Annotated in this window: 24 protein-coding genes, 1 tRNA gene and 2 pseudogenes; 12 read left to right on the top strand and 15 right to left on the bottom strand. The window is 64.4% G+C overall.

All coding sequences use genetic code 11. The features are described from left to right. The first annotated feature begins 50 nt into the window (after window positions 1–50). Window positions 51–614, top strand: a complete 564-nt coding sequence (ahpC, locus tag EPD80_RS03855) for an alkyl hydroperoxide reductase subunit C (RefSeq protein ID WP_116491858.1) — start codon at window positions 51–53, stop codon at window positions 612–614. A gap of 157 nt (window positions 615–771) precedes the next feature. Continuing rightward, entirely contained in the window at window positions 772–2,352 is a 1,581-nt protein-coding gene (gene ahpF / locus EPD80_RS03850) for an alkyl hydroperoxide reductase subunit F (RefSeq protein ID WP_142804235.1), read from the top strand. Between the two features lie 58 nt (window positions 2,353–2,410). Here the strand turns inward: ahpF and EPD80_RS03845 are convergent, their stop codons facing one another. Beyond that, window positions 2,411–4,300 carry a potassium transporter Kup gene (locus EPD80_RS03845; protein ID WP_142809578.1) on the bottom strand — a complete coding sequence of 630 codons (1,890 nt, stop codon included), beginning with the start codon at window positions 4,298–4,300 and terminating at the stop codon, window positions 2,411–2,413. Window positions 4,301–4,579: 279 nt separating this feature from the next. On the opposite strand from EPD80_RS03845, the gene EPD80_RS03840 reads away from it, so the two are divergent. Then, on the top strand, window positions 4,580–6,046 hold the full coding sequence (locus tag EPD80_RS03840; protein WP_142809576.1) for a catalase: 1,467 nt from the start codon (window positions 4,580–4,582) through the stop codon (window positions 6,044–6,046). A gap of 54 nt (window positions 6,047–6,100) precedes the next feature. Continuing rightward, entirely contained in the window at window positions 6,101–7,294 is a 1,194-nt protein-coding gene (gene cfa, locus EPD80_RS03835; protein WP_142809574.1) for a cyclopropane fatty acyl phospholipid synthase, read from the top strand. Here cfa and EPD80_RS03830 read toward each other — a convergent pair. From EPD80_RS03830 to EPD80_RS03820, 3 genes are all read right to left on the bottom strand, one after another. Continuing rightward, window positions 7,287–7,796, bottom strand: a complete 510-nt coding sequence (locus tag EPD80_RS03830; protein ID WP_142809572.1) for a Crp/Fnr family transcriptional regulator — start codon at window positions 7,794–7,796, stop codon at window positions 7,287–7,289. The two genes, cfa and EPD80_RS03830, sit on opposite strands and share 8 nt — an antisense overlap. Next, window positions 7,786–8,268, bottom strand: coding sequence for a copper chaperone PCu(A)C (locus EPD80_RS03825; RefSeq protein WP_260677371.1), 483 nt, complete (start codon window positions 8,266–8,268; stop codon window positions 7,786–7,788). The genes EPD80_RS03830 and EPD80_RS03825 overlap by 11 nt, the downstream gene beginning before the upstream one ends. Window positions 8,269–8,330: 62 nt before the next feature. Continuing rightward, window positions 8,331–8,930, bottom strand: a complete 600-nt coding sequence (locus tag EPD80_RS03820; RefSeq protein ID WP_142803702.1) for an SCO family protein — start codon at window positions 8,928–8,930, stop codon at window positions 8,331–8,333. A 374-nt stretch (window positions 8,931–9,304) separates the two neighbouring features. On the opposite strand from EPD80_RS03820, the gene EPD80_RS03815 reads away from it, so the two are divergent. After that, window positions 9,305–11,617: a TonB-dependent receptor gene (locus EPD80_RS03815; RefSeq protein ID WP_142809570.1), complete on the top strand. Its 2,313-nt coding sequence runs from the start codon at window positions 9,305–9,307 to the stop codon at window positions 11,615–11,617. Here the strand turns inward: EPD80_RS03815 and ttcA are convergent. From ttcA to EPD80_RS03795, 4 genes are all read right to left on the bottom strand, one after another. Continuing rightward, on the bottom strand, window positions 11,607–12,488 hold the full coding sequence (ttcA, locus tag EPD80_RS03810) for a tRNA 2-thiocytidine(32) synthetase TtcA (RefSeq protein WP_142809857.1): 882 nt from the start codon (window positions 12,486–12,488) through the stop codon (window positions 11,607–11,609). The genes EPD80_RS03815 and ttcA overlap by 11 nt on opposite strands. A gap of 56 nt (window positions 12,489–12,544) precedes the next feature. Further along, complete coding sequence (locus EPD80_RS03805) at window positions 12,545–12,973, bottom strand: pyrimidine dimer DNA glycosylase/endonuclease V (RefSeq protein WP_142809568.1); 429 nt, start codon at window positions 12,971–12,973, stop codon at window positions 12,545–12,547. Window positions 12,974–13,090: 117 nt separating this feature from the next. Continuing rightward, entirely contained in the window at window positions 13,091–13,882 is a 792-nt protein-coding gene (locus EPD80_RS03800; protein ID WP_142809566.1) for a slipin family protein, read from the bottom strand. 101 nt (window positions 13,883–13,983) lie between these two features. Beyond that, the gene (locus EPD80_RS03795) at window positions 13,984–15,396 is read right to left on the bottom strand and encodes an NfeD family protein (RefSeq protein ID WP_142803698.1); all 1,413 of its coding nucleotides are present in this window, start codon (window positions 15,394–15,396) and stop codon (window positions 13,984–13,986) included. A gap of 403 nt (window positions 15,397–15,799) precedes the next feature. Between EPD80_RS03795 and EPD80_RS11455 the strand changes: the two are divergent. Continuing rightward, window positions 15,800–15,987, top strand: a pseudogene (locus tag EPD80_RS11455) (IS481 family transposase); the annotation flags it as partial. A gap of 165 nt (window positions 15,988–16,152) precedes the next feature. On the opposite strand, the gene EPD80_RS03785 reads toward EPD80_RS11455, so the two are convergent. Both EPD80_RS03785 and EPD80_RS11450 read right to left on the bottom strand, forming a co-directional pair. Next, a tRNA-Asn gene (locus EPD80_RS03785) sits at window positions 16,153–16,228 on the bottom strand. Between the two features lie 54 nt (window positions 16,229–16,282). Then, window positions 16,283–16,566 (bottom strand): annotated as a pseudogene (locus EPD80_RS11450) (hypothetical protein); the annotation flags it as partial. A 270-nt stretch (window positions 16,567–16,836) separates the two neighbouring features. On the opposite strand from EPD80_RS11450, the gene cysK reads away from it, so the two are divergent. Further along, entirely contained in the window at window positions 16,837–17,817 is a 981-nt protein-coding gene (cysK, locus tag EPD80_RS03780) for a cysteine synthase A (protein WP_142809564.1), read from the top strand. Window positions 17,818–17,836: 19 nt separating this feature from the next. Next, window positions 17,837–18,709: a 23S rRNA (adenine(2030)-N(6))-methyltransferase RlmJ gene (locus EPD80_RS03775; protein WP_142809562.1), complete on the top strand. Its 873-nt coding sequence runs from the start codon at window positions 17,837–17,839 to the stop codon at window positions 18,707–18,709. Between the two features lie 3 nt (window positions 18,710–18,712). Here EPD80_RS03775 and EPD80_RS03770 read toward each other — a convergent pair whose 3' ends face one another. Continuing rightward, complete coding sequence (locus EPD80_RS03770; RefSeq protein ID WP_142803660.1) at window positions 18,713–19,279, bottom strand: hypothetical protein; 567 nt, start codon at window positions 19,277–19,279, stop codon at window positions 18,713–18,715. Window positions 19,280–19,395: 116 nt separating this feature from the next. Between EPD80_RS03770 and EPD80_RS03765 the strand changes: the two genes are divergently transcribed. Continuing rightward, window positions 19,396–20,280, top strand: a complete 885-nt coding sequence (locus EPD80_RS03765) for an energy transducer TonB (protein WP_142809559.1) — start codon at window positions 19,396–19,398, stop codon at window positions 20,278–20,280. Here the strand turns inward: EPD80_RS03765 and ylqF are convergent. Then, entirely contained in the window at window positions 20,262–21,170 is a 909-nt protein-coding gene (gene ylqF, locus EPD80_RS03760) for a ribosome biogenesis GTPase YlqF (RefSeq protein ID WP_142809558.1), read from the bottom strand. The two genes, EPD80_RS03765 and ylqF, sit on opposite strands and share 19 nt — an antisense overlap. A 188-nt stretch (window positions 21,171–21,358) precedes the next feature. Here ylqF and EPD80_RS03755 point away from each other — a divergent pair, with 188 nt between their 5' ends. After that, window positions 21,359–21,934 carry a chalcone isomerase family protein gene (locus EPD80_RS03755; protein ID WP_185957696.1) on the top strand — a complete coding sequence of 192 codons (576 nt, stop codon included), beginning with the start codon at window positions 21,359–21,361 and terminating at the stop codon, window positions 21,932–21,934. A 15-nt stretch (window positions 21,935–21,949) separates the two neighbouring features. On the opposite strand, the gene EPD80_RS03750 is transcribed toward EPD80_RS03755, so the two are convergent. Next, window positions 21,950–22,579 (bottom strand): glutathione S-transferase family protein, encoded by a 630-nt coding sequence (locus tag EPD80_RS03750; protein WP_142809555.1) that lies wholly within the window; start codon window positions 22,577–22,579, stop codon window positions 21,950–21,952. A 218-nt stretch (window positions 22,580–22,797) separates the two neighbouring features. On the opposite strand from EPD80_RS03750, the gene EPD80_RS03745 reads away from it, so the two are divergent. Further along, on the top strand, window positions 22,798–23,259 hold the full coding sequence (locus tag EPD80_RS03745; protein WP_142809553.1) for an NUDIX hydrolase: 462 nt from the start codon (window positions 22,798–22,800) through the stop codon (window positions 23,257–23,259). A 9-nt stretch (window positions 23,260–23,268) separates the two neighbouring features. Continuing rightward, complete coding sequence (gene mnmA, locus EPD80_RS03740; RefSeq protein WP_142809551.1) at window positions 23,269–24,441, top strand: tRNA 2-thiouridine(34) synthase MnmA; 1,173 nt, start codon at window positions 23,269–23,271, stop codon at window positions 24,439–24,441. Here the strand turns inward: mnmA and EPD80_RS03735 are convergent. Both EPD80_RS03735 and EPD80_RS03730 read right to left on the bottom strand, forming a co-directional pair. Beyond that, window positions 24,401–25,051, bottom strand: coding sequence for a DUF2238 domain-containing protein (locus EPD80_RS03735; protein WP_142809549.1), 651 nt, complete (start codon window positions 25,049–25,051; stop codon window positions 24,401–24,403). The genes mnmA and EPD80_RS03735 overlap by 41 nt on opposite strands. Before the next feature lie 167 nt (window positions 25,052–25,218). Beyond that, window positions 25,219–26,157 carry a hypothetical protein gene (locus EPD80_RS03730; RefSeq protein WP_142809547.1) on the bottom strand — a complete coding sequence of 313 codons (939 nt, stop codon included), beginning with the start codon at window positions 26,155–26,157 and terminating at the stop codon, window positions 25,219–25,221. Between the last annotated feature and the right edge of the window lie 45 nt (window positions 26,158–26,202).

Below are 26,202 nucleotides of genomic sequence, written 5' to 3'. Positions count from 1 at the left end.
GGTCACAAGGCCGGTGCGTGAGATGTTCGACCCTGACAGGAGGAAGCGCTATGAGCTTGATCAACACCCAAGTCGTTCCGTTCAAAGTCCAGGCTTACAAGGAAGGTAAATTCATCGAAGTCACCGACGCCGATCTGCGCGGTCATTGGTCGGTGTTCGTGTTCTACCCGGCCGACTTCACTTTCGTGTGCCCGACCGAGCTCGAGGATCTCGCCGATCTGTACGATGAATTCAAGAAGATCAATTGCGAGATCTACTCGGTGTCGACCGACACCCACTTCACGCACAAGGCGTGGGCCGAGGCTTCTCCCGCCATCAAGAAAGTGCGCTATCCCATGCTCGGCGACCCGGCGCAGAAACTGGCGCGCGCCTTCGACGTGCTCATCGAAGAAGAAGGCCTGGCGCTGCGCGGCACCTTCATCATCGACCCCAACGGTGTCATCAAGGGGATGGAGGTCAACGACAACAGCATCGGCCGCAATGCCGCCGAGCTGCTGCGCAAAGTGAAAGCTGCCAAGTACGTGGCCGAGCATCCGGGTGAAGTCTGCCCGGCCAAGTGGAACGAAGGCGCCGAGACGCTCAAGCCTTCCATCGATCTGGTCGGCAAGATCTGATTTTTCGCGCGAAGACCGGTCGGGGTGTGTTCCGGCCGGCAGGTATTCCGGCGCCGCCTCGCGCGGCGCTCCTTTCCCCGAGCACGAGACGTCGGTCGAAAGAGGCCGTGGGGCTTTTTTCGTCCAAAGTTTCGACGAAGGAGGGTGTGTCATGGCATTGTTGGATCAAGAAACGAAGGGCGCTTTGGCGCAATACCTCGAACGTTTGGCCGGGCCGATCGAGCTCGTCACGGCGTTCGACGACAGCGAGCGCGCCCGGCAATTGGCCGAGCTGGTGCAGGAGATCGTCGCCGCTGGCGGCGGCAAGGTGACGGTGCGCGAAGCGGTGGGCGAAGAAGTCGCCGGTGGGCGTCGCCCGGCGTTCGCGGTGGCACGCCCCGGTGAGGCGCCGCGGGTGCATTTCGCCGGCTTGCCCCTGGGGCACGAGTTCGGCTCGCTCATCCTGGCGCTGCTGCAGGTGAGCGGTTATCCGCCCAAGGTCGAGCCGGACGTGATCGAGCAGATCAAGAGCCTGGATTCGCCGCTGCGCTTCGAGGTGTACGTGTCGCTGTCGTGCCACAACTGCCCCGAAGTGGTGCAGTCGGTCAACACCATGGCCGCCCTGAACCCCAGGGTGCAGGCGGTGATGATCGACGGGGCGAGCTTCCCCGCCGAGGTCGAGGCCAAGCAGATCATGGCCGTACCCACCGTCTATCTCAACGGCGAGCTCTTCGGCCAGGGGCGCATGGAGCTGCCGGAGATCCTCGCCAAGGTCGACACGCACGCCGAGGAACGCGAACGGGCGCGGCTCGCGCAAAAGGGCGAATTCGACATCCTCATCGTCGGCGGCGGGCCGGCCGGAGCGGCGGCGGCGATCTATGCCGCGCGCAAGGGATTGCGCACCGGCATCGTGGCCGAGCGCTTCGGCGGCCAGGTGATGGACACGCTCGCCATCGAGAACTTCATCTCGGTGAAGGAGACCGAGGGGCCCAAGCTCGTGGCCGGGCTGGAAGAGCACGTCAAGGTCTATGATGTGGACATCATGAACCATCAGCGCGCGGTGCGCCTCGACGTTCCCGCCGCGCCGGGCCAGGCGGCGAAGGTGGCGCTCGCCAACGGCGCCGAGCTCGGCGCCAAGGCGGTGATCCTCGCCACCGGCGCGCGCTGGCGCGAGCTGGGCGTTCCCGGCGAGAAGGAATACCGCGGCCGGGGCGTGGCCTACTGCCCGCACTGCGACGGGCCGCTCTTCAAAGGCAAGAAAGTGGCGGTGATCGGCGGGGGCAACTCGGGGGTGGAGGCGGCGATCGATCTGGCCGGCATCGTCGATCATGTCACGCTCATCGAGTTCGCTGAAGCCCTGCGCGCCGATGCCGTGCTGCAGCGCAAGCTCAAGAGCCTGCCCAACGTGACCATCGTCACCAATGCCCAGACGCTGGAAATCCTCGGCGACGGGCAGAAGGTCAACGCCCTGCGCTACCGCGACCGCGCCAGCGGCGAGGAGCAGACGGTGGAACTGGCTGGCGTGTTCGTGCAGATCGGGCTCGTGCCCAACACCGACTGGCTCGAAGGGGTGGTGGCGCGCAACCGCTTCGGCGAGATCGAGATCGACGCGCGCTGCGGCACGTCCGCCCCAGGGGTGTTCGCCGCGGGCGACTGCACCACCGTGCCCTACAAGCAGATCATCATCGCCATGGGCGAGGGGGCGAAGGCGGCGCTGTCGGCGTTCGACTACCTCATCCGGCTCGCGCCGGCGCAGTAAGGCAACCCCGGCGGTGCGGCGTACCTCCCGTCCTTGCCGACGGGAGGTTTTTTTTCGTCTACAGCAGCACCTGGGTGCCGAGCTCGACGACGCGGTTGGGCGGAATCTTGAAGAAGGCGGTGACGCTGCCGGCATTGCGGTGCAGGGCGACGAAGAGCCGTTTGCGCCACAGCCGCATCTCGGGACTGGGGCGGGGAATGACCGTTTCGCGTCCCAGGAACCACGAAGTGGCCAGCGGCGCGCACTCCAGCCCCATGGGCGCGGCGCCGGCGAGCGCGGCCGGCAGATCGGGTTCGTCCATGAAGCCATAGCGCACGATCACCTGCCAGAAGTTCTCCGGCAGCTCCCGGATTTCCAGCCGTTCCGTCGGCGGCACGTAGGGAACGTCCTCGAAGCGCACGCTGACCACGACCACGTGCTCGTGCAGGATCTTGTTGTGCATCAGATTATGCAGCAGGGCGTGCGGCACTCGTTCGGGATTGGCGTTGAGAAAGACTGCCGTTCCCGGTACCCGCAGCGGCATGCCGCCGCGCAGGGATTCGATGAAACGCACCAAAGGCATCCGACCCCCTTCGAGCCGCTCCAAGAGCAGCACTCGTCCCTGCTGCCACGTGAGCATGACCATGAAGACGACGACGCCAGCGAGCAGCGGGAACCAGCCGCCATCGGGGATTTTCAGGACGTTGGCAGCGAGGAAGGTCGATTCCACCACGAGGAAACAGGCAAAGAGCGCCACGGCACGCGCCCATCCCCAACCCCAGACGCGGGCGGCCACCACGGTGGCCAGAAGCGAGGTGATCACCATGTCGCCCGTCACCGCCAGCCCGTAGGCCGCCGCGAGGTTGTTCGAGGAACGAAAGCCGAGCACCAGCAACATCACCGCCGCCATCAAGGCCCAATTGAGCGCAGGCACGTAGATTTGCCCTTGCTCTCGCTCGGAGGTATGACGCACTTCGAGACGGGGCAGAAAGCCGAGCTTCATGGCTTGTCGCGTGATGGAGAAAGCGCCCGAGATCACCGCCTGGGACGCGATGACGGTGGCCATCGTCGCCAGTGCCAGCATGGGGTAGAGGGCCCATTCGGGAGCCATGAGGTAGAACGGGTTTTGCATTGCGGCAGGATCGCGCAGCAGCAGCGCGCCTTGCCCGAAATAGTTGAGCACCAGAGCGGGCAGCACGAACAGGAACCAGCTGCGCCGGATGGGTTCTTTGCCGAAGTGCCCCATGTCGGCGTAGAGCGCTTCCGCGCCGGTGACGGCGAGGACGACGTTGCCCATGGCCACCAAGGCCATCTCGTGGTGATGAAAGAGGAAAGAGAGCGCGTACGTCGGGCTCAACGCCGCCAACACCGAAGGGGAAGCCAAGATCTGTCTCACCCCCAGCAGCGCGAGCACGGAGAACCAGATCAGCATCACGGGGCCGAAGGCCCGTCCGACCAGGGTCGTGCCATGATGCTGGAAGTAGAAGAGCAGGAAAAGGATGAGGAGTGACACCGGCAGGACGGCATGTTCCAGCGCCGGGGCAGCGATCTGCAGCCCTTCCACGGCCGAGAGCACGGAGATGGCCGGAGTGACCATGCCATCGCCGTAGAACATGGCCGCCCCGAGGATGCCGAGCACGAGCACGATGCGATGGGTGCGGGTGCCGGGGGCGGCATCGCGCAGCGCCAGGGCGATGAGGGCCATGATGCCGCCTTCGCCGCGGTTGTCGGCCCGCATGATGAATGAAACATACTTCACCGCCACGATGATCACCAGCGCCCAGAAAAAGAGCGACAAGCTGCCGAGCACATTGCCCGGTTCGAGGGCGATGGGGTGGTTGCCGGCGAAGACCTCTTTCATCGCGTAGAGCGGGCTCGTGCCGATGTCGCCGTAGACGACCCCCAACGCGCCCAGGCACAAGAGCGCCAGTTCCTTGCCGCGGACTTCGCTCGACGGTCGATGTTCCATGGAATGTTCCTTTTTGCGTGACCCCACCCGGGGATCGGTGTGCATCATAAGACATCGTATGGGGTTTGGGAACGTGACCGGTACATGGGTGGGAACGAGCACGGCCATTGCATCGATTGCCCCGATAGACAGGAACGATTGGATCGAGCGTGCTCCTCACCTATAATGTTCAGGACGGCGCGGCGAGGACGCGCCGTCCCTTAGCCGGATCCGTGGCTCGTGGTCTCTTCTGTCTTGGTCCACGCGGTTCGGCCATTCGACCCTGCAAGGAGGAACGCCATGAGCGAGCAGAAGTGCCCCTATCATCTCACCACCACGGCCGGCGCGCCGGTGGCCGACAACCAGAATTCGCTCACCGTTGGGCCGCGCGGCCCCACGCTGCTGCAAGACTACGTGCTGCTCGAAAAGCTCGCACATCAGAACCGCGAGCGCATCCCCGAGCGCGTGGTGCACGCCAAGGGCTGGGGGGCATTCGGCACGCTCACCATCACCGGCGATATCCGCAAGTATTCCCGTGCCAAGGTATTCTCCCAGATCGGGGCGAAGATCCCCATGCTCGCGCGCTTCTCGACGGTGGCCGGCGAAATGGGCGCGGCCGATGCCGAGCGCGACGTGCGCGGATTCGCCCTCAAGTTCTATACCGACGAAGGCAACTGGGATCTCGTGGGCAACAACACGCCGGTTTTCTTCATCCGCGACGCCTACAAATTCCCCGACTTCATCCACACGCAAAAACGCCATCCGCGCACCAATTTGCGTTCGCCCACGGCCATGTGGGACTTCTGGTCGCTTTCGCCCGAGAGCCTGCACCAGCTCACCATCCTCTTCTCCGACCGGGGCATCCCGCGCTCGCCCATGCACATGAACGGCTATGGTAGCCACACCTACAGTTTCTGGAACGAAGCCGGCGAGCGTTTCTGGGTGAAGTTTCACTTCAAAACGCAGCAGGGGCACGAGACGCTCACCGACGAAGAGGCCGAAGCCATCATCGGCAAGACGCGCGAGAGCTACCAGGAGGCGCTTTTCGGCGCGATCGAGCGCGGTGAATACCCTCGCTGGACGATGTACGTGCAGGTGATGAGCGAGAAAGAGGCCGACGCCTGGAGCGAGCGTACCGGCTGGAACCCCTTCGATCTCACCAAGGTCTGGCCGCACCGCGACGCTCCGCTCATCGAAGTGGGTGTGATGGAACTCGATCGCAATCCGGACAACTATTTTACCGAGATCGAGCTGGCGGCCTTCTCGCCCTCCAACGTGGTGCCGGGCATCGGGTTTTCGCCCGACAAGATGCTGCAGGCGCGGATATTTTCCTACGCGGACGCCCACCGCTACCGCCTGGGGACGCACTACGAGGCGCTGCCGGTCAATCGTCCCCGCTGCCCGGTGCATCATTACCACAAGGACGGGTCGATGCGCTTCTTCGACAACTTCCACGAAAACCCGGACGCCTACTACGAGCCCAACTCCTTCGGCGGCCCGGTCGAGCGGCCAGACGTCAAGGAGCCGCCGCTCGCGGTGCAGGGGATGATCGACCGCTACAGCCATCGCGACGGCAACGACGACTTTTCGCAGCCGCGCGCCCTGTGGGCGCTCTTCGACGAGGCGCACAAGGAGCGGCTCTACGGCAACATCGCCCGTTCGATGAGAGGAGTGCCGGAGCACATCATCGAGCGCCAGCTCGCGCTCTTTGCCCGGATCGACCCGGCCTACGCCGACGGCGTGCGGCGCGCGCTCGATCGTCTATGATGAAGGAAGGCGGGGCCGAAGCGCTCCGCCTTTCGTTCCATCTTGGAGGGGCGTATGGCGACAGTACAACAGCAAGGCGTCGTCGAAGAACGATCAAAGCCGACGAGGGGGCAGTTGCGTAATGCCGACCGTTTGCGGGCCCTGGTGCAGTCCTGGTTCGAGGAGGCCGATGTCACGCTCGACGGCGATCGGCCGTGGGATTTTCAGATCAAACACCCCAAAGTGCTCGAACGGGTGCTCGCCGAAGGCAGCCTCGGCCTGGGCGAAGCCTACATGGACGGCTGGTGGGAATGCGAGCGGCTCGACGAATTCTTCGCGCGGGTGCTGCGCGCGCGGCTCGACGAGCGGGTGAAAAATCCCTCGCTCGTGTGGCGGGCGTTGAAAGCGCGACTCATCAACCTGCAGTCCGTGCGCCGCGCCTGGCACGTGGGCGAGGTGCACTACGACCTGGGCAGCGACTTCTTCGAGGCGATGCTCGATCCGTACATGGCCTATTCCTGCGGCTATTGGGCCAACGCCAAGACGCTGGAAGAGGCGCAGGTCGCCAAGCTCGACCTCATCTGCCGCAAGTTGGGATTGGAGCCGGGCATGCGGCTGCTCGACATCGGTTGCGGCTGGGGTAGCCTCATGCGCTATGCCGCCGAGCACTATGGCGTCGAATGCGTGGGGCTGACCATCTCCAAAGAACAGGCCGCCTGGGGGCAGAAGCGCTGCACGGGACTGCCGGTGCGTTTCATCCTGGCGGATTACCGCACGTTCAACGTCGACGGCAAGGAACGGTTCGATCGCATCGCCTCGGTGGGGATGTTCGAGCACGTGGGAGTGCGCAACTACAAAGCCTATTTCGCCATGGCGCGCCGCAGCCTGCGCGACGACGGGCTCTTCCTCCTGCACACCATCGGCAAGAACCGCCGCGGTGGGGGCACCGACCCCTGGATCGAGAAATACATCTTCCCCAACGGGGAATTGCCTTCGATCGGCGAGGTGGCGGATGCAAGCGAGCACTGGTTCGTGATGGAAGACCTGCACAACTTCGGCGCCGACTACGACAAGACCCTGATGGCCTGGTACGAGCGCTTCGAAGCCGCCTGGCCGCGCTTTCGCGAACGCTACGGCGAGCGCTTCTATCGCATGTGGCGCTATTACCTGCTCGCCTGCGCCGGCACCTTCCGCGCCCGTACCAACCAGCTGTGGCAGTTCGTTTTCTCGCCGAACGGCGTGCCCGGCGGCTACCGGCGCCTCAGCTGAGGCTGCCGGCCTCCATGGCTTTGAGGGTACGCGACACGGTTTCGATGCGCAAGCCGGTGATGGCGGCGATGTCACGCAGGCGCAGGTGCGGTGGCTCGGCTCCGGCTGCCTGCGCGAGCGTGAAGAGCCGGGCGATACGCTCGGGGGCCTTGCCTACACGCAGGCGCAGCACTTCCCCCATACGGTGCTCGAAGCGGGCATAGAGCAGGGCCGTGGGCTCCTTGGCCGCCGTTTGGCTCCAGCCTTCGAGCACGACGGGGGTGACGGCCGTGGCGGTGTACGCATAGCGGCCGAACATGAGTGCTTCCGCTCCGATCAGGTCGCCCCCGTAGGCGATGCCGACGAAATGTTCCTCGTCGGGCTCGTCGCCGAAGGCAACGGGTAGATCGAGCCGCACGATTCCCTCGACGACGCGCCAGGCCGGGCCGCTCTCTCCGGCACCGAGCAGGCACTGACCGCGCCTGCCCGTGCGCCGTTCGGTGAGGAGGGTCTCACATTTCATGGCCGGATTTCTTGCCGTGATCGCGTTTGAGTGGGCGCACCGGCGCCTCGACCTCGACCGTGAATTCCTTGCCCTCGGTATCGGTGAAGATGAGGGTGAGCGGCACTCTCTGCCCGACCTCTACCGCTTTGGGCAGATCGATGAGCATCACGTGGTAACCACCGGGTTTGAGCTCCATCGTCTTGCCGGCCTCCAGCGGCAGCCCGCCGTCGATGGCCCGCATCTTCATGACTTCGCCTTCCATCACCATTTCGTGGATTTCCACCACGGGGGCGACCGGCGTCTTGCCGCCGGTGAGTTTGACCGGCGCATCGGCGGTGAGCTTCATGAACGCGGCCGTGGCTTTTTGCCCGGCCACCGTGGCTTGGACCCAAGGGTCTTCGACCTTGACCGTCTGCGCCCAGGCGGGCAGCGTGAACGCACCGAACATCAGCGCGAGACCGAGAGAACGGCGGGTTTTGGTGGTCAGCATCGTCGACTCCTTCTTTTGTGGTGAAGACACAGATTCCCTCAAGGCAAAGACGGCATGGCCGTTCATTCGGCGAGCAGGCGCCGCACGTCCGCGGCGAAATCTTCTGCCGACAGGGCATGGGGCACGGCTAGCCGAAGTTTGCCATCGGCATTATAGACGAAAGTGGTGGCGGTGTGGTCCATCGTGTACGAACTCCCTGTGGGCACCTTGCGGTAATAGACGCGGAATTCCTTGGCAGTACGGGCCACTTCCTCCGGGCTACCCACCAGGCCGACAAAGGAGGGGTCGAAGGCATCGAGATAGGCCCGCACGACTTCGGGCGTGTCTCGTTCGGGATCCACCGTGATGAAGACCACGCGAAAGCGCTTGCCGTCTTCGCCCAGTAACTGCTTCACTGCCACCGCACGCGACAGCGCCGTCGGACATACGTCGGGACATTGCAGAAAGCCGAAATAGACCGCCACGACTTCACCGCGGAAGTCGGCGAGCGTGCGCAGACGTCCCTCCGTGTCGGGCAATTGCAGCTCGCGGCCGAACGAGGCGTCGCGAATCTCGGTCGCGTGAAAAGATGCAGTCGTGGTGGCTTGCTCGCAGGCCGCCAGCAGCATGAGGGGCAGCAGTGCGAGCAAGAAGCATCGGCGTAGGCCAGGGCGTATCGTCATCGTGTCTTGGACCTCTCCTCGTGGGCGTCTCGCATGACCTACGGCGTGGCGGCATGCCGTTGCGCTCCGCTGCCCGGATGCCCGTCGCTGCTCGTGCGTCGTCCCGCATGTCCCGTGTGTGTGGGACTTCGCCCTGCACGCACCACGTCCCCGGGTCTTGCCCGACGCAAGGTCGTGTCGATGAGCGCATGTTAGGGGGAATCCACGGTATTGACAATGCGTGCGCGCAGGGAGTTTGCGCGAAGTCAACCCGATGACGGCGAAAGTTGACGATTCTCAATTGAGCCGCGGGAAACGAAACGTTACGATGGCGCCGCCCGTCGCTGCTTTGCCGGCGACCCCGTTTGTTGCTGCATCGAAAGGAGCCTCGTTTCATGACCGCCTCTCCCGTTTCTTCGTATCCGCCGCGGCGCAGAGCCCTGTCGCTCGCCCTAGCGCTCGTCTTCGCCGGCCTGCCTTCGGCCTGGGCCCAGAGCGAAACGGCCTCGCCGGAAGGCAAGGTGCTCGCGCCGGTGATCGTCTCCGACACCCGGGAACAGGCTGCCCCGCCGACGACGATGCTCGGCCCGCAGGAGCTCGCCCCGCTGCGCGCCGCCACCGCTGACACGGCGAGCCTGTTGCGTAAGGTGCCGGGCGTGACGCTCTATGGCGCAGGGGGCGCTTCCAGCCTGCCGGCGATCCGTGGGCTGGCCGACGAGCGGCTGCGGCTTCAGGTCGATGGCATGGACCTGCTCTCGGCCTGCCCCAACCACATGAACCCGGCCTTCTCCTATCTCGCTCCGAGCCAAGTCGAGACCATCCAGGTGTGGACCGGGGTCACGCCGGTGAGCGTGGGGGGCGACGCGATCGGCGGGGCGATCGTCGTCGAGACGCCCAAACCGCGCTTTGCTGCGCCCGGCCAGGGCACGCTCGTCACCGGCGAGGCCGGTACCTATTACCGCAGCAACGGCGATGGCTTCGGGGTCCATGGCGCGGCCACGATCGCCGGCGAGCAGGTGAGCGTGCGCTATCTCGGGGCCTATGCCAAAGCCAACAATTACTCTGCAGGTGGCGATTTCAAGGACTTCACCGCCACCGGCCGCCTCGGTCACACGCTCGCCCGCGACGAAGTCGGCTCCACCAGCTATGAGCTGAGCAACCACCTCGTGGGTTTCGCGCTGAAGAACGGCGCGCACCTCGTCGATGCCTCGGTCGCCATCCAGAACGTCGCCGATCAGCTCTATCCCAACCAACGCATGGACATGCTCGACAACGATTCCAATCTCTTCAACCTGCGTTATCTCGGGCAGTTCGGCTGGGGCTCGCTCGATGGCCGGGTCTATCACCAGAGCGTCGACCACTCCATGGATTTCGGCAAGGACAAGCGCTACTGGTACAGCCAGCGCTCCATGATTCCGAACAATGAGACCGATGGACGACCGTGTTCGCCGATCGATGGCACCTGCGCCGCCGGCATGCCGATGAATACCGAGAGCAAGACCACGGGGGCGAAACTCACCGCCAACATCACCCTGGGCGAGCGCGACGTGCTGCGGGTGGGGGGCGAGTACCAGCACTACACGCTGGATGACTGGTGGCCGCCTTCCGGCGGCGGCATGTGGCCCGGCACCTTCTGGAACATCAAGAACGGCGAGCGCGACCGCGCCGGCCTCTTCGGCGAGTGGGAGACGAAACTCAACGACCGCTGGATGGCGCTTGCCGGCGTGCGCTACGAACACGTCACCACCGACGCCGATCCCGTGCATGGCTACGGCAACATGATGGGCAATCAGATGCGTGATGCGGCCGCCTTCAACGCGCGCGAGCGCAAACGTACCGACGACAACCTCGACTTCACCGCGCTCACGCGCTATACGCTGGACGAGACACGCGAGTTCGAGCTCGGCTTCGCGCGCAAGGTCCGCTCGCCCAGCCTCTACGAGCGCTATCCGTGGTCGACCTGGGCCATGGCGGCGGTGATGAACAACTTCGTCGGCGACGGCAACGGTTACGTCGGCAATCCCGACCTCGAACCGGAGAAAGCCTACACCCTCTCGGGTACGGTCGACTGGCACTCTGCCGATCGCCAATGGGGCCTGCGCTTCAGCCCGTATCTGAGCTACGTCGACGACTACATCGACGCCGTGCAGTGGGACGCGACCAAGAACGCCCCGGCGACCTCGCTTGCCCGTCGCCAGTTCGTCGTGCTGCGCTACGAGAACCAGTCGGCGCGCCTCTACGGGTTTGATCTCTCGGGCAAGATGCCGCTCGCGCGCACCGGCTTGGGTGCCTTCGGCTTCGAGGGGGTGCTGAGCTACACCAACGGCGAGAACCGCGACACGGGTGATGATCTCTACAACGTCGTGCCTTGGCACGCCACGCTCACCCTCACGCACCAGCTCGCCGGCTGGAGCAACGCGCTCGACTGGGAACTCGTCTCGCGCAAGGACGACGTGTCGGACGCGCGCAACGAGATCAAGACGCCGGGCTATGGTCTGGTGCACCTGCGCGCGAGCCATGCCTGGAAAGACGTGCGGCTCGACCTGGGCGTGGAGAACCTCTTCGACAAGCTCTATTACCTGCCCACCGGCGGGGCCTACGTCGGCCAAGGGCGTACCATGAGCATCAACCCCACAATACCCTCCTGGGGCATCGCCGTGCCGGGTATGGGGCGTTCGCTCTACGCCGCGATCAACCTCAAGTTCTGATCGTCGGGGTACCAAAGAAATGCACGGGCGCGGCGCCGACGGCTTCGTCGGGCGCCGCTTCCGTGTTTCCGGCCTCCGTGTCGAGGGCGGAGAAATCGAAGAGCGCGCGGTCGAGCAGGTGCGAGGGCACGGCGTGGCCGAGCGCGGTGAAGATCGAGGCGATGCGGCGCGGGTCTTCCCGTTCCCATGCACGCAACATGGCCTTTACCTGCCGGCGCTGGGCGTTTTCCTGGGTGCCGCACAGCGAGCAGGGAATGATGGGGAAATTCATCCCGCGGGCGTAGCGCGCCAGATCCTCTTCCGCGCAATAGGCGAGCGGCCGGATCACCACCAGGTCGCCGTCGTCGTTGCGCAGTTTGGGAGGCATCGCCTTCAGGCGTCCACCAAAGAAGAGGTTGAGGAAAAAAGTCTCGAGGATGTCATCGCGGTGGTGCCCTAGCGCCACCTTGTTCGCGCCCAGTTCGCGTGCCGTGCGGTAGATGAGGCCGCGGCGCAGCCGCGAGCACAGCGAACAGGTGGTCTTCCCCTCGGGGATCTTCTCCTTGACGATGGAGTAGGTATCCTCGCGCACGATGCGGTATTCCACGCCGACCTGCGCAAAATGGCGCGGCAGCACGTCCTCGGGAAATCCCGGCTGGCGCTGGTCGAGGTTCATGGCGATGAGGCGAAAGCGCACCGGCGCGCGCGCCTGGAGCTTTTGCAGCAGCGCGAGCAGTCCAAGCGAATCCTTGCCGCCGGAGACGCACACCAGCACCGTGTCGCCTTCGTCGATCATGCCAAAGTCGGCGATCGCCTGCCCCACCTGGCGCAGCAGGCGTTTTTCCAGCTTGAGGAGTTTTTGCGAGGGCGTGTCGGAATGCTCGGGGATCATCGGCAAGAGGGAGGAAACGACGGGGCTTGCGAGGATAGCACGAGCCGGCGCCCGATTCAGCGCACGATTTCCCATTCGGCCACCGGGCCGGGCACCACGCGCATCAGCGGATGCGGCAACGGCGCAGTGCCGTCGAGCCGGGCCGCGCGCTCCGGGTCGCGCTGTTCGAGTTTGCGCAATAGATGGGCGAACTCATGGGCGAGCTGCCCCTCGCTGATCTCGATCGGGGCGACGTCTTCGCGGTGCGGCAGCTTCGCGCGATCGAAACGGTAGCCGCGGCGCTCGGCTTCGTCGACCACCGCGTGCAGGTAGGCCGCGATCGCCGCGAGCGGCATGGGATGGGTTCGAAAGCGCACGAGCTGCGGATGGTGGCGATAGCCGCGCGTGGCGCCGGCGAGCACCGCCTGCGCGAGCAGCCCTTCGCGCCACAGGGCGACGAGCCCTTTGACGTCGAGTAGCGATGGGTGTAGGGACCACAGGCGCATGCTCGGATTATACCCGGGGCAACGCGAATGATCTACGGCGCAGCGGCGTTTGCCGGTGCCTGGATGCTCTTCCCTTTTCTCGATGTGGACCCTGCCAGGCACCCCCACGCGATGCGCCTATCGACGAGCCGGACTTTCAGACGATTCCGGCTGGGTGATCTTGTGCCCCATGAGGTTCATGAGTTCGATCGGTACCGGGAAAACCACGGTCGAGGTCCGGTCGCCGGCGATCTGCGTGAGGGTCTGCAAGTAGCGCAACTGCATCGCCATGGGCTGTTTGGCCAGCATTTCGGCGGCGGCCAACAAGGTCTCGGCGGCCTGTTTTTCCCCTTCGGCGTGGATGATCTTGGCGCGCCGTTCGCGCTCGGCTTCCGCTTGGCGGGCGATGGCGCGGATCATGCTCTCGTTGAGGTCGATGTGCTTGATTTCGACGTTGGTCACCTTGATTCCCCAGGCGTCGGTCTGGGCATCGAGGATTTGCTGGATGTCGAGGTTGAGCTTTTCCCGCTCCGCCAGCATTTCATCGAGCTCGTGCTTGCCTAATACGGCACGCAAGGTCGTTTGCGCGAGCTGACTCGTGGCGTCGAAGTAGTTTTCGACCTGGATGATGGCGCGTTCCGGATTGAGGACGCGGAAGTAGAGTACCGCATTGACCTTGACCGAGACGTTGTCGCGCGAGATCACGTCCTGGCTGGGGACGTCCATCGTCACGACGCGTAGGTCTACCCGGACCATTTGCTGGATGCCTGGGATGACGATGATGAGGCCCGGGCCTTTGACTTTCCAGAATCGGCCGAGCATGAAAATCACGCCGCGCTCGTACTCGCGCAGGATGCGCAGCGAACCGCCGAGCAGTGCTAGGAACAAAACGACGAGGCTGCTAAAGATGAAATCGAGATTTGGGATCATGTCGCGCTCCTGGATGTCGTCGGGGGGATTCGTGAGGAAAATGACAGGCATATCGCGGGATGCCAAGCCTGCCGCTCGTGGCGTTTTGGAGGCCGTTGGCGCTATGCGGGTTCCACTTCGAGCACGAGGCCGTTCACGCGGGTTACCCTGACGCGTCGTCCGGGTTGCAGGGCGACCGGACTCTCGACGCGCCAGAGTTCCCCGTGCAAGCGCGCATACGTACCGTCTTGCCCCGTGCTGATTACCACCCCTTCGGCCCCGACGAGCTCCTCGGGGCCGCTTTTCACCCGTTGCTTACGCACGCGCACGGCGAAATAGCCGATCGCGATCAGGATCGAGGCGCTGAACAGGGCCAGTGCGACGAGAAAAGCGATCGGGATGTCGAAGCCCGGAACGCCGCTATCCATCAGGAACAGACCGCCGACGATGAACGCGATCATCCCGCCGATGCCAAACGCGCCGAAACTGGGGACGAAGGCTTCTGCGATCATCAGGATGGTGCCCAGCGCAATGAGTGCGACCCCAGCCCAATTCACCGGCAAGAGATGAAAAGCATAGAGCGCGATCAGGATACAGATCAGTCCCGCCACGCCGGGAACGGCGAAACCAGGGCTGGTGAGCTCGAAAAAGAGGCCGTAGATGCCGATCATCATGAGGACCAGCGCGACCTGAGGATTGGAGATGAGCGACAGAATCTGATTCTTCCAGTCTGGGGTGATGCGTTCGATCTGGGCTTGGGCAGTGGCGAGCGTGACGATGTTGCCGGAATCGAGCCGAATCTCCCGGCCATGGATTTGAGCGAGCAGTTCGGGGAGGTCGACGGCGATGAGGTCGATCACTCCTGCTTCCAAGGCTTCGTTGGCCGAGAGGCTCGCTGCTTCGCGCACCGCCCGCTCGGCGAAATCCGCGTTGCGTCCGCGCAACTGCGCCAGGCTGCGTAGGTAGGCCGCGGCGTCGCTCGTTGCTTTCTCCATCAAGACGTTGGCGCGCGCAGGCGCTTTGTTTCCTCTGGGGTTTTGCGCCGTTCCTTCCTCGTCGTCTGCGGGAGAGCCAGGCGCTTTCGCTCTGTCGCTCGAGCCTGGTTCGATGGGATCGGAGGCCGCGGGAGGTGCGCCGATCGCCACCGGTGAGGCGGCGCCCAAATTGGTTGCCGGAGCCATGGCGGCGATGTGGCTGGCATAGAGGATGAAGGTGCCCGCGCTCGCCGCTCGCGCGCCCTCGGGACTGACATAGGTCGCGACCGGGATCGGAGAGGCGAGGATTTGCTTGATGATCGCGCGCATGGAGGTGTCCAGCCCTCCGGGCGTGTCCATTTCGATCACGATCAACCCCGCCTGGCGTTCGACAGCGAGCGCGAATCCCCGGGTGATGAAATCGGCCGTTGCCGGGCCGATGGGGCCGTCGATGCGCAGGCTCACGACGGTGGCCGTCGTTGGCGAGTGCGCCAGCGACAGGCCGAGCAAGATCACCCCTGAGAAGAAGAGGATCGCCGTTGAGAGCAGCCGTCTGACCATGAGTGCCGCCGTCGAAAGCCCGAAACTTTGTCATCATAGTGCAGGCGTGCGGGCTTTGCCAGCAATCATGCTCAGGGCAATCGCATGTCGGGCCCCGGACGATCGCATCGACCCGCGACGTCGTGCATCATTCTTGGGTCGTGAGGTGATGCGCGAGTCGAGCGAAGCGATCGAGAGGCAAAAGTCATGAGGGTCCGACTGTACGAGAGCGTCACCACGACCCCTGCGACCCGGCGCCATATCCAAAGCTCGAACCTGACGGTGCGCCGCCTTGCCCGGAAACTCGGGGGTGTCGGAGGACACCATTCGACGTAACAACGGGTACCGACGCTGAAGACCTAGCGCTTCCTGCGCTCGCTCCTCGAGGCAGCCCCTTTCGCTTGCGTACGATCCTCACTTTTACAACCGCGAGGAATTCACCGACCGCTTCACATTATCCGCGGAGAACGCACTCCCGCGGGAACGCATGCCTTCGATGTTCTGTGCTAGGCGCTCGAGATCGAGCATCGGCTGACCAAACCTCGCCGTCTGCAAACGAACGGCATGGTCGAACGCTTCGACGAGATGCTTGCCACTCACCGCTTCGAGAGCTGGGCAGCACTCGGTCGGTTTCGTAGCCGAAATGGTAGGGCAGTTCTGAATTTTGCGTAGGGGAAACGATACGCCGAAGCAAAGCAGTCGCGTTGGGAAAATTTGTGTTGCCCTACACTACCCTTTTGAGAGTATGACGGCAAGCACGTAAGCCATTGATTTTGTTGGCTCCCCGAGCAGGGCTCGAACCTGCGACCCACGGATTAACAGTCCGTTGCTCTACCGACTGAGCTATCGGGGAAAAGAGCTTCGAATTATAGCGCACAGTCTGCCAGTGTCAAGCAAATCGCACATCTTACAGGGCAATCGCATGAACGTTACGCCAATTGGAACACAAATGAGCTCGGTAGGAGTCTGAGGTAGCGACGATGAGTCTGCAAGCCTTGATGCCACCCATGCGCGGGGGTTGATCGAGGCGGATGAGATTGAGGGTGACGTGCTTGAGCATGGCGAGGTTATGAGCGGCATGGCCGGTACGGGCGCGCATCTGATGTCGGAAAGAGCGACATCGATGCCCCAATGCAGACTGTTCTCGACAGCCCAGTGCGACCGTACTGCCTGGGCCAGGCGATGGGTATCGTACTGTTGTAGGCATTCGTGGCGCAAAAAATCCATGCTCCTGGAATATGGGCCTGCAAAACGCCGTCAAAAAAGACCTGGCAGCGTCTCCCTAGCTCGAAATTTCCTGAATAATGGAGGTTGATCGAGGTTCCTCCATTTTGCCTTTACGGCAAATTGTACGCCTTTGGCGTTATGCCCGAACCGTCATGAGCTTCGAGCGGTGGGTTGTAGGGCGACGGTACGGCGCGCGGTATCATGGGGGCACCGCATGTCAAAGGAGACGGAGTGATGGCCAACTGGTTTGCCGACAATCCCGCATCTATTGGGCGCACGCCGCTCGTGCGCTTGAACCGCCTCACCGCCGGGGCCAAGGCGACGGTGCTCGCCAAGATCGAGGCGCGCAATCCCGCGTTTTCCGTGAAGTGCCGCATCGGTGCGTCCATGGTGGCCGATGCCGAACGCCAGGGGTTGCTCGGTCCGGGCAAGGAGCTCATCGAGCCCACGAGTGGCAATACGGGGATCGCGCTCGCGTTCGTGGCCGCGGCCAAGGGGATTCCCCTCACGCTCACCATGCCCGAGACGATGAGTCTGGAGCGCCGGAAACTACTCGCCGTCTTTGGCGCCAAGCTGGTGCTCACCGAAGGGGCCAAGGGCATGAAGGGTGCGATCGAGCGTGCCGAGGCGATCGCCGCTTCCGACCCCCAGCGCTACGTGATGCTGCAGCAGTTCCGCAATCCGGCCAACCCGGCCATTCATGAGCAGACCACGGGACCCGAGATCTGGAAGGACACCGACGGGCAGGTGGATGTCTTCGTCGCCGGCGTGGGCACCGGTGGCACCATCACCGGCGTGAGCCGTTACCTGAAGAAGACTCGGGGCAAACCCATCGTGTCGGTGGCGGTGGAGCCGGCGGGTAGTCCCGTGCTCACGCAGGCGCGTGAAGGCTTGCCGATCAAGCCAGGGCCGCACAAGATCCAGGGCATCGGTGCGGGGTTCGTGCCGGAGGTGCTGGACCTGTCACTCATCGACTTGATCGAGCGGGTGGGCGACGAAGAGGCCATGGAGACTGCCCGGCGACTCGCCCGCGAGGAAGGAATCCTCGCCGGCATCTCGAGCGGCGCGGCGGTGGCAGCGGCGCTGCGGCTGGCCAAACGGGACGAATACGCCGGAAAGACCATCGTCGTCGTCCTGCCCGATTCGGGCGAGCGTTACCTGAGCTCGGCGCTTTTCGAGGGAATGTTCGATGCCTCGGGCTTGCCGATTCGATGACGAGTGAAAAGACGAAACGGTGCTGAGCTATCGCCACGGTTTTCACGCGGGCAATCACGCCGACGTGCTCAAGCACTGGGTGCTGGCCGAAGTATTGACCTACTTCAACGCCAAGCCCGCGCCCTGGACCTACGTCGACACCCACGCCGGCGCGGGCCTCTATCGGCTGGGCGCTGGGGTGGGGGGTACGCAGGCGAGTCATGAATTCCGCGAAGGGATCGCGCGCCTGTGGGCGGCGCGCGCCGAGGCACCGGCAGTGTTCTCCGCGTATCTGAAGGCCGTGGCGGCGTTCAACCCCACCGGGCGACTGGAGCTCTACCCCGGCTCGCCGGCGATCGCGCGGCAGTTCGCCCGCGCCGGTGCCCGTGGCAAGGGGGGCGATCGTCTGGTGTGCTTCGAGCGTCATCCGCGCGATTTCGCCGCGCTCGAGCGGCTCTTCGCCGGGGATGCGCAGGTGCGCTGCCTGGCGACCGACGGTTTTGCCGGGGCATTGCAGGTGCTGCCGCCGCCCTCGCGTCGGGGGGTGATCCTCGTCGATCCGCCCTATGAAGTGCGCGGCGACTACGTGCGGCTCATCCCCGCCGTGCGGGCGATGCTGGCGAAATTTCCGCAGGCGACGGTGCTCGTATGGTATCCGCGCCTGCGGCGGGTGGAGGCGGAGGAGCTGCGCCGGCGTCTGGCGAACCTGGCGCCGGAAGATCATCTGCGGGTGGAACTGCAGGTGGCGCCGCCACCCGTGGGCGGCCGCGGCATGACGGTGAGCGGCCTCGTGGTGCTGCATCCGCCGTATGTGTTGGCACAACGCCTGCAAGAGGGGCTGCCCTGGCTCAGCGGCCGGCTGGAGGCGGCGCCAGGGCAGGGGCGGTGGACGCTCGAGGCAAAAATTACGTGAGCGTCAATCCTTGCCGGGGCGGATGGGGTCGGAAAAGACGAGCGTGCCGTCCTTGCGCATCATGAGGTTGTCACGGCTGAGGAGGTCGGGAATCACGCGGTAGGTCTCGGCGAATCGCGCCAGCGCTTCGACAGCCTGTTTCATGCCGGCGTCGAACGGCGGGGGTTTGAGCTCGGTGAGCTGCTGCAAGGCGATGCGGCCCATTATCTGGCCGAGCTGCTGCCACTGCTGGCATAGGTCCCACCAGGCGTGGACCAGGCGCCGGGCGGTGTCGGCGGCGGGGCTCGTCTCGGGGATGGGGTAGAGTTTCTCCACCTCGAAGAGGTGCATGGGAAAGCCGTTGCTGGCGCGTCCGATGATGCCGTGATAGGTGTAGACGATGGGGAAGTGCGGCCCTTGAGGGCGGTCGTCGGCGGCGTAGAGCAGGTATTCGTCCGGATGGGTGATGATTTTATAGACGCGCTCGCCGTCCCCCTTGTCGAGCACGATGCTGTAGCGCCCCCGCGCGATCTCGGGTTTTCCCTCGAGCAGCGGGTGTTGGGGCACTGGATCGGGGATTTTGTCGGTCATGGTCTCGCTCCCTCTGGGGTATGTTCAATGATAGCGTAAATCCAGGACGCCGATGGAGCGCCTGTGCGTACCTTGCGGATGCGATAATTCCCGTTTGGCTTTCTTTGAAACGCATCATGCGAGAAGATTCGTTCGGCGGAAAGCGTCGACGCGCGGCGGGGCAGTGGCGGTTCGTGTTGGCGGCCTGGGTGGCGACGTTCGCGCTTCACGTGCTCGCCTACGGACTGCTGGCGCTGGGGTTTTCGTCCGCTTGGCCTCCTCGGGAGCCGCCGCCGTTTGCCGTGTCCTTGATCGGGCCGTTTACGGAGGAGCCGACGGGGGTCGCGGGGGGAGAACCGGTGAGCGGGGAGCAGGGGCGTGAGACAGCTGCCGCGGAATCGCCGGTCCAGGAGCCACGACGACAGCCGCCTGCCGAACCCCTGGCGGCGGTACGTTCCATCGAGGCCCCTCGCGCGCGCGCCACGGCAGCGAGGCCGGAGCAGGTGCCATCGCCCAGGATTCACGCTCCCCGACCAGAAAAGGAAAAGCAACCTGCGGCGGCGCTTGCTGGCGAGGAAGGCGAGGTGTCGGTGCAGGATCCCTTGGAGGGCGATGGGGCGCGGGGCGGCGGTGAGATTGCGGGTGCGAAGGGGGAGGGCGCGCCGACGCCACCGGCAGGGGCGATGAGCGGCTCGTTGGTCGGCGGTGGCAGGAAAGGGAAAGGCGACGGTGAATCCGAAGGAGGGGCGCCTTGGGCCGAGCGGCTGCGCGCCTGGCTCGAAGCCCACAAGGTCTATCCGCCCAAGGCGCGCCGTCTGGGTGTGGAGGGCACCGTCTGGGTGCGGCTCTCCTGTAGCGATGGGAAAGCGCTCGTGCGGCTCGAGCGCTCGTCGGGTTCGCCCTGGCTCGACGATGCGGCGCTCGCGCTCGTGCGGGAGGGGCTCGCGGCGCTAGAGGGGGACGCAGCCGTGTGTGCCCACGGTGAACTCACGGTGCCGATCGGCTATCGCCTGGTCGGCTGATCGTCCGCTTCGGCGAGCAGGGCCGCCTCGTGCGCGGCGATCATGGCGGCGCGTGAGGCGGGTGTCTCCAGGGTGAGGGGGCCGAGCTTGCCCTCGCGAAAATCCTGCAGGAGGATATTGGCCGCCTTTTCCCGGTCGAGTTCGCCGCCCTTGCGTCGGCAGCCGCGCCGCTCGCCGATGGCTGCAACGATCTCGTCGCCGTTCATCCCCGTGGGGTCGAGACGATAGCGTGCGGTGAGCCGATCGGCGTAGCCTTGGGCGATCAGGGTCTCGGCGAGAAAGGCCGCGACTTCCTCTTCGGCCACGGCGTTACGCCCAATGGCGTGGCAAGCGGCGAGCAGGTAACCGTCGGCGTCGAATTCGATCTTGGGCCACATCAGGCCGGGGGTGTCGGTGATGCTGCGCAAGCCCGGCAGATCGTAGCGTTGCACGCTTTTCGTCACCGCCGGCTCGTCCCCGACCTTGGCGGCTTTGCGCCCGAGGAGGGCGTTGAGCAGCGTGGATTTGCCGACGTTGGGGATGCCGGCGATCATCAAGCGCAGCGGTTTGGTCGGTTCGCTGCGGTGCGGAGCGAGCCGCTCGCAGGCGGGCAGGATGCGACGTACGTCGGCTGGATTCTTGGCGCAGACGGCGAGCGCGCGCACACCCTCTTCGCGCTCGAAGGCGGCGATCCATTCGGCGGTACGGGCCGGATCGGCGAGGTCGGCTTTGTTGAGCAGTTTCAGGCAGGGGCGCTGTCGGCTGCGGCGCAGCGTCTCGAGCACGGGGTTGCGGCTCGCTGCGGGAATGCGCGCGTCGAGCACTTCGATGAGCACGTCGACGTCGGCAAGCGTCTCTTCGAGCTTGCGCCGCGCCGCGTGCATGTGGCCGGGAAACCATTGGATGGGCATGGGGCCGATCATACTACGGAGCGTCGCGAATGACCTACTGCGCGGCCGTATGGCGGCGTTGCGCGGTGCTCGGATGCTCGCCTATCTTGGTGCGATGATTCTGCGAGCTACCCTACGCATGAGGGCGTTGACGAATGAAAGCATTGTCACTAGCATTTATTCGATTCAAACGTTTGTTGGAGTTTTGTATGGATACCTTGCGCCGCTGGATGCTCATCTTGTGCGGTTTGTCGTGCTTCGGGTCATTGGCTTGGGGCGGAGAGGGGCAGGGGGAATTCGCACCAACCCTCGAACGTGAAGGACAGGTGCTCGTGCGCAACGGTTCGGGGGTGCGTACGAGACTCGTCTTCGACGTCTATGCCATCGCTTTGTATCTGCCGCAGCGGGCGGAAACGGCCGAGGCGGCATTGTCGTCTCCACCGCCGCGGGTGATTGCGATTCGCTTGCTGCGACGCTTGGACGGACGCACCTTTGCCGAAGCGCTGTGGGAGGGACTCGAGAAGAATCATGCGCCGGATGCGCTCGCCCCGTTTCGTGATCCTTTGGCCAGACTCAGGGCGGCGATGGAAGCGGCAGGCGAGATGAAAGCAGGGACCGCCGTGGAAATCACCGAGAACCTTCATGGAGAAACTTCCATTCTCGTCGATGGACAGGCGTTGATGGAGCCGGTGCGTGAGCCGGGTTTCTTCCCGGTACTGCTGGCGATCTGGCTGGGTCCTTCGCCTGCGCAGGAGTCCCTGAAGGGGGCTTTGGTCGGTCGGTGATTTCGTTCGTGACGCTCAGGCGGACGCGCTCGGCCGTGCCCGTACCGTCTCGTACCAGCGTCGAGCGTTGATGTGCGTTTCTGGCAGGGTGAGCTTGATCCAGCCGGCGAAGTCTACCGTGACGAACGCGGTGATGTCGGCTACTGAAAAGAAATCGCCCGCCAGAAAAGTCGAGTGTGCGAGACGCTCTTCTAGTACATCGAAAAAGCGTTTCGTGCGGCGCTGTCCGCGTTCGACGAGGGCCGGAATCTGCTCGAAGTCATCGGCGCCTGGGAGTGCGCGGTTCTTGAAAGCCGGTGCGGAATTGCGCAAGGCATCGGCGACGGCGAGCAAGCCTTCGAACTCGGCGCGCCGACTCCACATTTCCACCAGAGCCTGCTCGAGCGGGGTCTTGCCGAAGAGCGGCGGGTCAGGCTGCAGCGCTTCGAAGTAGCGGCAGATGGCGATCGATTCGCTGATGCCGGTGCCGTCGTCGAGCACGAGGTAGGGGACCACGCACTGCGGGTTGATTCGGCGAAACGCTTCGCTGAGTTGCGCCCCCTGACGTAGATCCACGGCTTCGGTCGGCACTTCGATGCCTTTCTCCGCGAGAAAGATGCGAACGCGTCGGGGGTTCGGCGCAGGCGGATAGTCATAGAGTTTCATCGTCGTCTCCTCACGTGTTGGAGTAGAAGATGATCGCACACTTCCGAGTCTCGCGAAAAACCACTACGAGCGGGGTCGGTTGCGAAGCCCTCCGATCGGGGGGCGTTCGAGCACCGCACGACGCCGTCCTGTAGCCGTGTCGGGCGGTCGTTCGGGCGCCCATAGGCTGCTTCGCCGGTCTTATATAATGCTCTTTTCGGTAAAGTCTGAGGCGCGCGATGGGCGAAGTGTGGCGGCCGCACGTGACGGTGGCGGCGGTGATCGAGCGCGAGGGGCGCTTTTTGTTTGTCGAGGAAGAGACGGAGTTCGGCGTGCGCTTGAACCAGCCGGCGGGACATTTGGAGCCGGGGGAGTCGCTCGTCGACGCCGTGGCGCGTGAAACACTGGAAGAGACCCGTCTGCGGTTCGTGCCCAACGCCGTGGTGGGGGTGTATCACTGGACCCGACCGGACGGGGCGCTCACCTATCTGCGCTTCGCCTTTTCCGGCAAGGTGACGGGCGAGGAGCCCGATCGCGCGCTGGACGAGGGGATTTTGCGCACGCTGTGGCTGTCGCCGGAAGAAGTGGAGGCGGCGGGGCGCGAAGAGCGTCTGCGCAGCCCCATGGTGCTTTCCTGCGTGCGCGATTGGCGCGAGGGGCGGCGTTACAGCCTGGATCTGATCCGCCATTTGGCGGGCTGAGGAGCCGTGATGGAGCAACTCGATTGGGATGCGATCGGCGTCGAGCCGGGCGAAGGGCGCCACGTGGTGGTTGGGCTCTCGGGCGGGGTGGATTCGTCGGTGGCGGCCTGGATTCTGAAGGAGCGCGGCTGGCGTGTGACGGGCGTGTTCATGAAGAATTGGGAAGACGATGACGACGAGGAATATTGCTCCACGCGCCAGGATCTGATCGACGTGGTGAGCGTGTGCGACCTGCTGGGCGTCGAGCTGGAAGTCGTCAATTTCGCCAAGGAATACAAGGAGCGGGTCTTCTCGGAATTCCTCGCCGAATACGCGGCGGGGCGCACGCCCAATCCGGACGTGCTGTGCAACGCCGAGATCAAGTTCGCCTGTTTCCTCGATCATGCCATGGCGCTGGGGGCCGAGCGCATCGCCACGGGGCACTACGCGCAGGTGCGGCGCTGGGAGGACGAGGAGGGGGCGACGTATCAACTCCTCAAGGCGGAGGACGGCACGAAGGATCAGAGCTATTTCCTCTACCGGCTTGACCAGGCGCAGCTTTCGCGCTCGATGTTTCCGTTGGGGCGCCTCTACAAGCGTGAAGTGCGCAGAATCGCCCGGGCGCTGGAGCTGCCGGTGGCGGAGAAGAAGGATTCGACGGGGATCTGTTTCATCGGCGAGCGGCCGTTTCGGGAGTTCTTGCAGCGCTACCTGCCGGCGTGCCCCGGCGAGATCCGCTCGCTCGACGATGGGCGCGTGTTGGGGACGCACCAGGGAGTGATGTACTACACATTGGGGCAACGCAAGGGGTTGGGCATCGGCGGGGTGAAGGGGGGGGCGAATCCCGACGAGCACGAGGCGTGGTACGTGGCGGCCAAGGACGTGGCGGCCAACGTGCTCTACGTGGTGCAGGGGCGCGAGCACCCGGCGCTGTGGCACGATCGGCTCACGGCGGTGCGCTGCCACTGGATCGCGGGCCGTGCGCCGCACACGCATTGGGTGTATACGGCCAAACCGCGCTACCGCTCGAGCGATGCCCCCTGCGAGATCGAGCGGGTGGAGGGGGATTGCGCCGAGATCGTATTCGCGCAGCCGCAGTGGGCGCTCACGCCGGGGCAGAGCGTGGTGGTGTATGAGTCCCGCGTGTGTCTGGGCGGGGGGATCATCGAGACGGTGGGGCGGCAGGATCCGACTGAACGGTGAGGGTGGATATCTGCCGACGGTGCAGCCTATCACTGAGCGGGAGGATCGAGATGGCGGCGATCAGCGCGGTAGCCATGTCCCATTGGGTATCCCAGATGTCACCCTGCATGGCGAGGAAGTGTTCGGCTTCGGCGCCATAGGCCACCGCGGCGCCCCATTCGAGCAGTTCGTAGAAGGCGCTGAAGGCGAGTGCGACGGCAATGGCGAGGAATTGCTGCCAGCCTCTGCCGCGCACGATCGCCAGGCGCACGAAGAGTTCGCGGGCGAGCAGGGCCGGCGTGGCACCCTGTAGAAAATGGCCGAGGCGATCGTAAGGGTTGCGCTCCAGCGCGAGGAGATCCTTGAGCCAGAATTCGACAGGGGTCTGGGCATAGGTGTAGTGTGCGCCCACGAGCAGGAAGACCATGTGAATCGAGATGACCCCATACAGCAGCGGCGTGAGGGGGAAGCGCCGGCCGGTGGCTAGCAGCAGCGGCAGCGCGAGCACGACCGGCATGGCTTCGAGCCACCAGGTGAGGCGATCGGCGGGTTCGTGCCATGACCAGGCGAGCACCGGCAGGACGATGAGCAGGAGCGCGATGAGAGGCTTGGGAAGAATCGAAGTGCTCATTTCCGGGTGTTCCCTGTAGGCGGCTCGAATAAGCTGCTGCGCGGCTGTATGGCGGCGTTCTCCGGGGCTCGGACGCTCGTCTCGCTGTGTGATCGACGTCATCTTCCGTGCACCGGATGCCTTGCCCTGCAGCCGCTGGCAACGGCTTTTCGTGGTGCCCGGTTGTTTCAGGCGACCAGCCGGTGCCGGGTGATGGCAAGCGCCCCCGTGGCGAAATGTTCGCAGCGGGCGATGTAGTTTTGCGTGCTCTTGGGCATGGGCGTTCGGGCGCGGGTGATGTGGCCGATGAGTTCCTTGCCATCGAGTATGAGGCGCTCTCCATCGGTGATGAGTAGCAGCTCTTCACGCGTGGGAGGGGCAGGTAGCTTGGGCTTGTAATTGGTGAGATTTTCGCCAGCGACGACGAAGTCGGCCCAGACGTCGAAAATTTCTTTGTCGGTGCGCAGTGTTTCGGTCTTGATTTTAGCGGCGCGGGCGTAGGCTTCGACGTAGGGCGTGACGCCCTGGAAGAAAGGGTGGTGTCCGATGGTGGCGGACATCACTTGAGCGATCCGGTCGATGTCGCGCATCGACCAGGCGATTTTGAGGTAGCGGCTTTCGTAGAAATCTTCGATGGGGATGGAGAAGGCGCGGAAGGGTTCGCCCCAGAGTTCGTCGATGCCCTCTTCGCCGCTACGGTGGAGCACGAGCCGCCCTAAGGAGAGCGCTTCTTGCAGGCAGCGGCCGCATTCACGCATCAGTTCGTTGTCGGGCTTGATCTTGACGCCGAGCTCTTCGAGCTCCGTGAGCTTGGTGAAGATATCGGTGGCGCGATTGAAGAGCGCCCCGGCGAGCATCGCGCCTTTGACGCGTTTCTTCTGTGGATTGGTTTCGGCTTCATAGGCGGCACGGGCCTCGTCGAGCCGTTTTCCGGGCACGTTCAGGCCGTGTTCGACGTGATTGAAGAGCCGCCGGGTGAGGGCCGCGATGAGGGTGCGTTTGGCCTGGACGGTGTCTTTGGGGATGGGATAGGTCTTGACCCAGTAACCGTCGTAATAGACCCGCTCGACGCCATCGATGACGCGCCGCATACCGTTGGGTGGTGAGGTTACGGTATCTTGAGCCATTGTTGCAACTTGTTGCGAAAAGAAATGAGTGTAATCCCATGCTTG

Source organism: Tepidiphilus olei (assembly GCF_006980705.1).
GTDB classification, from domain to species: domain Bacteria; phylum Pseudomonadota; class Gammaproteobacteria; order Burkholderiales; family Rhodocyclaceae; genus Tepidiphilus; species Tepidiphilus olei.
This window is presented reverse-complemented; position numbering and strand designations above follow the sequence as displayed.